This is a genomic window from Arthrobacter sp. TB 23 (assembly GCF_000294595.1).
Lineage (GTDB): Bacteria > Actinomycetota > Actinomycetes > Actinomycetales > Micrococcaceae > Arthrobacter_D.
Genome location: NZ_ALPM01000102.1, coordinates 1 through 7,640, shown reverse-complemented (window position 1 = coordinate 7,640; position 7,640 = coordinate 1). Strand labels below are relative to the sequence as shown.

Genomic DNA, 7,640 nt, shown 5'->3' with positions numbered 1-7,640 from the left:
GGCTGCCGGCGTAGTCGTCTCGCGGAGCAACGGCCCGTTTGACGTGTCGGAGAAGGACTCCGACGCCGGATATATTGACCTGGGAGCGCTGCGTATCGGCGCAGCCGAGGGTCTCCAGCTTCGGCTCGAGGTGGAAGAGAAGACCAAACGGGTAATCGCTGTCACCCTGGACCTTAACGGTTCCAACCTGCAGTTGCAGGTGTTCGCCGCACCACGCACCGACGGCCTCTGGGACGAGATTCGGTCCCAGATCGGCGTCTCGGTCGGCGCGCAGGGCGGAACGGTCCAGGACCGGGTCGGTTCCTTCGGCACCGAGTTGGTGGCCAAACTTCCGGCTCAAACCCCCGATGGCCAGCCTGGGTACCGGGTTGCCCGGTTCATTGGAGTGGACGGCCCCCGATGGTTCCTGCGCGGAGTGATTGGTGGACCGGCGGCGATCAACCGCGAGGCTGCCGCACCGATGGAAGAACTTTTCCGCAACGTTGTAGTGGTCCGGGGAGATCACCCGTTGCCGCCACGTGAGTTGCTGCAGCTTCGTCTTCCCAAGGAGACTGCCACCGCATCACCGGCTGCCGCTGCGGCGCCGAAGCCCGATCTCACCGATCCGCTGAAGCGCGGGCCCGAGATCACTCACATTGGCTGACCGCCCGGGCTTCGATGGGATCGGCGTGACCCCGCATTCGGCCACGGTGGCGGGGCTTCCCAGCCGGGGGCGTGCCCGGGCACGGGGTTTCATTTCCCGGATCACCATTCTTCCACGGGGCGCAGCGCCCCAGTTCGCTGCGGTGGTCTCCGACGACACGCCGCCGGGGGCCGCCGGATTCGAGCGTCGGGTACACGCCTCACGACGTCGGTCCGCCCAGGTGCGGCTGGTCTGGATCGGGCAACGCCGGGTTCCGGGCATTGAAGCCGGAACCCAGATTGCCTTCGAAGGAATGGTCAGCCCGGTGGACGGGATGCCCACGATCTACAACCCACGCTATGAAATCATCGGCCGTCCGGAGGCACAGCAGTGAGTACCACCCCACCCCCCAGCACCCCGTCTGGGGATAACCCGGCCCCGCGTCAGGGTCCTACCGCCGCCGAGTTGGCCGGTCAGTACGCCGCACGATCCGGGGTGCAGCGCAGCGACGACGGGCAGATCGACGTGCTGCAGTCGATTGGCGGCGTCCGTGGGCTGGCTGAGAGCATCCTGCCGGGCCTGATCTTCACCGTCATGTTCACGATCAACCAGGACCTGCAGGTCTCCCTGATCGCGGCCATCGGCGTAGCAGCCATCTTCTCGATCATTCGGTTGGTTTCACGGACACCCCTGACGCAGGCGCTGTCCGGTCTGATCGGCGTGGCGATCTGCGCCTTCGTTGCCGGCCGCACCGGGAATGCCGAGGACTTCTTCGTTCCCGGTTTCTTCACCAATGGTGGCTACATCATCGCAATGGTCATCTCCATAGCGGTCCGCTGGCCGATTGCCGGCCTCCTGTTCGGCTTTATCCGCGGCGAAGGCGTCGAATGGCGGAAAGACCCCAAACGGGTCAGGGCCTACACCATCGCCACCTGGATTATCGTGACTGTCCTCGGCCTCCGCCTCGCCGTGCAGATGCCCCTCTACTTCGCGGAGAATTTCGTGGCGCTCGGAACTACCCGGCTGATCATGGGGCTTCCGCTCTACGCACTCGGGCTATGGCTCGCCTGGCTCGTATCCCGCCCGACGGCCCAACCGCAGGAGTCCAGCGAACCCCGCGAACGCAGCTAAGGCAGGCCGGGGGCGTCGATCTGCCCGCCGTCGTCGGGATCCCCGGATTCCCCAGGAACCGCCAACAGGACACTCCGGAGCGCATCCTCCGCGGCGATCGCGGCAATCAGGAACAGCTCATCTCCGGGTTCGACGACGTCGTCCGGGCTCGGTGTAATCGACGCATCGTCGCGCAAAATTGCCACCACCGTGCAGTCCTCGGGCAGGATCAGCGAGCCCAGCGTCCGACCCACGATCGGGGACTCCTGGGGGACAGTAAACTCGACGATCGAGGTGACACCGCTCTGCAGGGTCAGTAGCCGGACCAGGTCGCCGATTTCGACTGCTTCCTCAACCAGCGCAGTCATCAGACGGGGAGTATTGACCGCGACGTCTACGCCCCAGGAGTCGTCGAACATCCAGTCGTTTTTCGGGTTATTGACCCGGCCCACGGTCCGGCCCACCCCGAACTCGCTTTTCGCGAGCAACGACACCACCAGGTTCACCTTGTCGTCGCCAGTGGCAGAAACCACCACGTCGGCTTCATCCAGTCGGGCATCCTTCAGGGTGGTCAACTCGCAGGCATCGCCGATCAGCCATTTGGCGCCCTTGAGCCCGCTGCGGCCAATCACCTCGGGTTTCTCGTCAATCAACAAGATCTCGTGGTTGTTGGAGAGCAGCTCCTTGGCGATCGAAGATCCCACGCTTCCCGCGCCCGCGATGACAACCCTCACTCGGACTCCTCCACTGGTTTCTTGGCGAGAATGCGCCCTATTTCGTCGGTAGCGGCGGTCTGCATCATTGCATGCACAATGTCACCTTCCTGGTAGCTGGTCTCCGAGGTGGGCAGCATGCCCTCCCCAAACCGGGTGAGGTAGGCGACTCGGATCCCCGAGGCCGCTTCGATATCGGCGAGGGATCGGCCTAGCCAGCCATCGTGCAACGAGAGCTCGCCCAGGATCAGGCGGCCCGAGGTTTCCCTGAAGTCACCGTTGATGCTTTGTTCCGGCAGGATTCGGCGGAGCACCTGATCGGCGCTCCAGCGTACGGCCGCCACCGTGGGGATTCCCAGCCGCTGGTAGATTTCCGCGCGTCCTGGATCATAGATTCGAGCCACCACGTGGGGCACATGGAATGTCTCGCGTGCCACCCGGGTGGCGAGGATATTGGAGTTGTCACCGCTGGACACGGCGGCGAAGGCGTAGGCGTTCTCGATGTCGGCGTTTTTCAGGGTCTCCCGGTCAAAACCAACCCCGGTAACCTTGCGGCCGCCAAAGGAGCCCCTGAGCCTCCGGAACGCGCGGTCATCCTGGTCGATGATTGCGACGGTGTGTCCCGACTCATCCAACGTGTGAGCGAGGCTGACGCCTACTCGGCCACACCCCATGATTACAAAATGCGCCACCCGTACTACCTGCCGTTCCAACCGATTGCCAGCCTGCTTGTCGGCGCCGCCCCCCTGATGGGGCACTGCGTCCGCTGCACCCAGCCTAATGGAGTTGCGCGGGCGGAAACGCGCTAGTCTGTGGGCTGTGCTGACTTTCTTTGAAGCCGCCAAGCGGGTCGTGGTGGGCAAGCCGTTCCGCAACGACCGGCTACGGCATCAGACCCTGCCCAAGCGGATCGCGATGCCGGTGTTCTCCGCCAACGCCCTCTCCTCGGTGGCATACGCACCCGATGAGATCCTGCTGACCCTTGCCCTGGCGGGGCTGGCCGCCGTGTCGGTTTCCCCATGGGTGGGTCTTGCGGTGCTCGTGGTGTTGCTGGTGGTGATCGCTTCCTACCGGCAGGCCGTCCACGCCTATCCCACTGGCGGCGGCGACTATGGGATTGCCCGCCGCAACCTGGGCAACTCTGCTGGCCTCACCGTCGCTTCGGCGCTGATGGTGGACTACGTCCTGACGGTCGCCGTATCGGTGTCGGCCGCTGCCCACTATGTCATAGCCCTGGCTCCCGGGTTGGCCGGGGGACAGACGGTCATGGCGGTGGCAGGCGTCGTCGTCCTGGTCTTGTTGAACCTGCGCGGCGTCACGCGTAACGCGCTGGCCCTGGCCATCCCGACCTACGTTTTCCTTGCTGCGATTCTGGGCATGTGCGCCGTCGGTATCATCCAACGGCTCAACGGGACTTTGGGCGAGGCCCCCAGCGCCCGGTTCGAAATCATCCCCGACCCAGCCCTCGACGCCGGTCTCGTGGGTCTGGCTGGGGCGCTCCTGATCCTGCGGGCCTTCTCCGCTGGCGCGGCCGCGCTGACCGGGGTGGAAGTGCCCAGCGCCAACGTGCCAAGCTTCCAATCCCCGCGCAGCCGCAATGCCGCCTCCACCCTGTTGATGCTGGGGGTGGCGGCAGGGGCGATGACTGCGGGCGTCATTTACCTCGCGAACGCGGTGAAGGTCCATGTGGTGCAGAACCCGCAGGAACAGTTGCTGCTGGACGGCAATCCGGTGCCAGAGGATTACATTCAGAACCCGGTGGTGAGCCAGCTCGCCCGCACCATTTTCAGTGAAGCAGCTGTGCCGTTCGTTCTGGTCGTCGGCGCCACTGCCCTGATCCTCGTGCTGGCAGGACACGCCGCTTTTAACGGCTTTCCGGTGCTGGCCTCGATCCTGGCCAAGGACGGGTACCTGCCACGCCAGCTCAGGACCCGCGGCGACAGGCTGACCTTCAGCAACGGCATCCTCGCGCTGGGCGCCGGAGCGATCCTGCTGATCCTGGTGTTCAGTGCCGATGTGACCCAGTTGGTTCAGCTCTACATTGTCGGCGTGTTTGTCTCCTTCACCGCGAGTCAGGCCGCACTGATCAAGCACTGGACCCGTGAGCTGCGGAGCACCGCCGATAAAAAACGCCGTTGGCGGATGAAAAAGTCGCGGGCCATCAACACCGTCGGCTTCGTGCTGACCGCAGCCGTGCTGGTGGTGGTGCTGGTGACCAAGTTCGAGTACGGGGCGTGGGTGGCGGTGCTGGCGATGGTGGTGCTGTTCGCCGTCATGCACGGCATCAAACGGCACTACGACCAGGTGGCCCGCGAACTGGCGCTCGACGACAACACCTTTTCCCGGGCGTTGCCTTCACGGGTGCACGCGGTAATTCTGGTGTCCCTCGTTCGTAAACCAGTGCTGCGGGCCCTGGCCTTCGCCCGCGCGTCCCGTCCGTCCAAGCTGGATGCCATCGTGGTCGACGTTGACCCGGAGGAAACCGAACGGACGCTGCAGGACTGGGAACGATACGAGATTCCCGTGCCGATCACCGTCCTGGCGTCGCCCTACCGTGACACGATCACGCCCATCATGGAGTACATCCGAAGCATCCGCAGCGACTCGCCGAGGGACCTGATCGTGGTCTACATCCCGGAGTACGTGGTGGGACGCTGGTGGGAGCGGCTGGTCCACAACCAGACAGCACTCCGAATCAAAACCCGGCTGCACTTCGAGCCGGGGGTTATGGTGGCAAGTGTCCCTTGGCAGCTCGCGTCTTCTGACGCCGCACGAAAGTTTCAGGATCTTCAGTGACAGATGACCCGGCAGGCACCCTAGAACTCACTATCGGCCCGGTAGCCCATGGCGGCCACTGCGTCGCCCGACATGAGGGCAGGGTGATTTTCGTTCGGCACGCCCTGCCGGGGGAGACGGTGCGTGCCCGGTTAACCGAGCACGACGACGGCGCCAGCTTCTGGCGTGCGGACGTGGTCGAGGTGGTCCAGGCCTCCCCGGATCGGGTCAACCACCCGTGGCCGCTCGCTGACGCCCTGTTGTCAGCCCAGCGCGGAGCTTCCCCGGTGGGCGGCGCCGAGTTCGGGCATATCGCTCTCGCCGCCCAGCGAAAGTTGAAGGCAACGGTTTTCAGCGAGCAGCTTCACCGCCTCGCCGGAGTGGACCGGGAAATTGAGGTGGAGCCGGTCCCCGGCGAATCCCCTGACGGCCTGCGGTGGCGCACCAGGGCCAGCTTCGCGGTCGCACCGGACGGGCATCTGGCCATGCACGCCCACCGTTCCAATGAGCTGATCCCCGTCGCCGAGATGCCGCTGGCCATCGATGCCATCAACGAACTACAGCTGTGGACCGTCAACTTCAGCGGAATCCAGCGGGTCGAGGTCGCTGTGGGCTCCGCAGGAGACCCGCCACTGGTGCTCCTGGTGCCGGCCCCCGGTGCCCGGCGGAAACAGACCGCCGCCGTCGTCCACCAGATCGACGGACCATCGGTGGCCCTCTGGGACCCGGAAAAGGGCACCGTCGAGCGGGTGAAAGGCAAGACCTGGCTGGCTGAAACTGTCGGATCCCAGACCTACCGGATCACCGGGGACGGTTTCTGGCAGATTCACCGGGGCGCGCCCGGACTGTTGATGGACGCCGTCCTCGGCGGGCTGGCCATCCAGCCAGGGGAACGCGCCGCCGACCTTTACTCCGGGGCAGGGCTTTTCACGGCCCCCATCGCCGACGCGGTCGGGGAAACCGGCAGCGTCCTCGCCGTCGAGGGATCCCCGGGCGCGTCCCGCGACGCTAAACGGAATCTCCATGGCCGGGGTCAGGTGGACATTGTGCAGGGCAAGGTTGACCGGGTACTCCGTGACCGCAAACCCTCGCTTGACGTAGTGGTCCTCGATCCGCCCCGTGCCGGTGCAGGGCAGGCGGCCATCACCGAGGTAATTGCGGCGGGCCCCCGCGCTGTCGGGTACGTTTCCTGCGACCCGGCGTCGTTTGCGCGCGACGTCGGCTACTTTCAGCAGGCGGGCTGGGAACTGGACACCCTCCGGGTGTTTGATCTGTACCCCCACACCCACCACATGGAGTCCTTCGCGGTACTCCGGCCCAGCCAGGGATAGCGGACCGCAAACGGACTAGGATGATGTTCCCGGGTGCAGGCGAGAGGAGCCCAGCAATGAGCAGCATGGACAGCTTTGGTGCCAAGGGAACGCTTGATGTTGCTGGCGCCCAGTACGAGATCTACCGACTGAGCGCGGTAGCAGGCGCCGACAGTCTTCCGTTCAGTCTCAAGGTGCTCCTGGAGAACCTGCTCCGCACCGAGGACGGAGTGAACATTACCGCCGGGCAGGTGCGTGCCCTGGCCAACTGGGACGCCGACGACCAGCCGCACACCGAGATCCAGTTCACCCCGGCCCGCGTGATCATGCAGGACTTCACCGGTGTGCCCTGCGTCGTCGACCTCGCCACCATGCGCGAGGCAGTTGTCGAACTCGGTGGAGACCCCAAGCGCGTCAACCCGCTGGCGCCGGCCGAACTGGTCATTGACCACTCGGTGCAGATCGACGTTTTCGGGAACGCCAACGCACTCGAGCGCAACATGGACATCGAGTACCAGCGCAATGGCGAGCGGTACCAGTTCCTGCGCTGGGGTCAGACCGCGTTCGATGACTTCCTGGTGGTGCCGCCCGGCATGGGCATTGTCCACCAGGTCAACCTCGAGTACCTGGCCCGCACGGTGATGACCCGTGAGGTCACCACCGACGGCACCACCGCCCTGCAGGCCTACCCCGACACCTGCGTCGGCACCGACTCGCACACCACCATGGTCAACGGGCTCGGCGTCCTCGGCTGGGGGGTCGGCGGCATCGAAGCCGAGGCTGCCATGCTGGGCCAACCCGTGTCCATGCTGATCCCTCGGGTGGTGGGCTTCAAGCTCACCGGTGAGATCCCCGCCGGCGCCACCGCGACCGACGTCGTGCTCACCATCACCGAGAAGCTGCGCAAGCACGGCGTCGTCGGCAAGTTCGTCGAGTTCTACGGCGAAGGCGTCAGCGCTGTGCCCCTGGCCAACCGCGCCACCATCGGCAACATGAGCCCGGAGTTCGGCTCCACCGCTGCCATGTTCCCAATCGACGAAGTCACCATGGACTACCTGCGGCTGACCGGCCGCTCGGAGGAGAACCTGGCACTGGTCGAGGCCTACGCCA

Annotated in this window: 8 protein-coding genes; 6 read left to right on the top strand and 2 right to left on the bottom strand. The window is 65.3% G+C overall.

The features are described from left to right. The 3 genes from B384_RS0114245 to B384_RS0114235 form a co-directional block, all read left to right on the top strand. On the top strand, nucleotides 1–643 hold a 643-nt coding region (locus tag B384_RS0114245), incomplete at its 5' end, for a DUF3710 domain-containing protein (protein WP_019483777.1). Between the two features lie 25 nt (nucleotides 644–668). Then, nucleotides 669–1,016 carry a hypothetical protein gene (locus B384_RS0114240; protein ID WP_026041204.1) on the top strand — a complete coding sequence of 116 codons (348 nt, stop codon included), beginning with the start codon at nucleotides 669–671 and terminating at the stop codon, nucleotides 1,014–1,016. After that, nucleotides 1,013–1,753, top strand: a complete 741-nt coding sequence (locus tag B384_RS0114235) for a DUF3159 domain-containing protein (protein ID WP_019483775.1) — start codon at nucleotides 1,013–1,015, stop codon at nucleotides 1,751–1,753. Before B384_RS0114240 ends, B384_RS0114235 begins: the two co-directional genes overlap by 4 nt. On the opposite strand, the gene B384_RS0114230 is transcribed toward B384_RS0114235, so the two are convergent. Both B384_RS0114230 and B384_RS0114225 read right to left on the bottom strand, forming a co-directional pair. Further along, the gene (locus B384_RS0114230; protein WP_019483774.1) at nucleotides 1,750–2,466 is read right to left on the bottom strand and encodes a potassium channel family protein; all 717 of its coding nucleotides are present in this window, start codon (nucleotides 2,464–2,466) and stop codon (nucleotides 1,750–1,752) included. The genes B384_RS0114235 and B384_RS0114230 overlap by 4 nt on opposite strands. Further along, nucleotides 2,463–3,137, bottom strand: a complete 675-nt coding sequence (locus B384_RS0114225; RefSeq protein ID WP_024477335.1) for a potassium channel family protein — start codon at nucleotides 3,135–3,137, stop codon at nucleotides 2,463–2,465. Before B384_RS0114225 ends, B384_RS0114230 begins: the two co-directional genes overlap by 4 nt. Nucleotides 3,138–3,264: 127 nt before the next feature. On the opposite strand from B384_RS0114225, the gene B384_RS0114220 reads away from it, so the two are divergent. The 3 genes from B384_RS0114220 to B384_RS0114210 form a co-directional block, all read left to right on the top strand. Continuing rightward, nucleotides 3,265–5,241 carry an APC family permease gene (locus B384_RS0114220; RefSeq protein ID WP_019483772.1) on the top strand — a complete coding sequence of 659 codons (1,977 nt, stop codon included), beginning with the start codon at nucleotides 3,265–3,267 and terminating at the stop codon, nucleotides 5,239–5,241. Beyond that, nucleotides 5,238–6,551, top strand: a complete 1,314-nt coding sequence (locus tag B384_RS0114215) for a class I SAM-dependent RNA methyltransferase (protein WP_019483771.1) — start codon at nucleotides 5,238–5,240, stop codon at nucleotides 6,549–6,551. Before B384_RS0114220 ends, B384_RS0114215 begins: the two co-directional genes overlap by 4 nt. Before the next feature lie 56 nt (nucleotides 6,552–6,607). Next, a partial coding sequence (locus B384_RS0114210) for an aconitase family protein (RefSeq protein WP_019483770.1) occupies nucleotides 6,608–7,640 on the top strand: 1,033 nt, incomplete at its 3' end.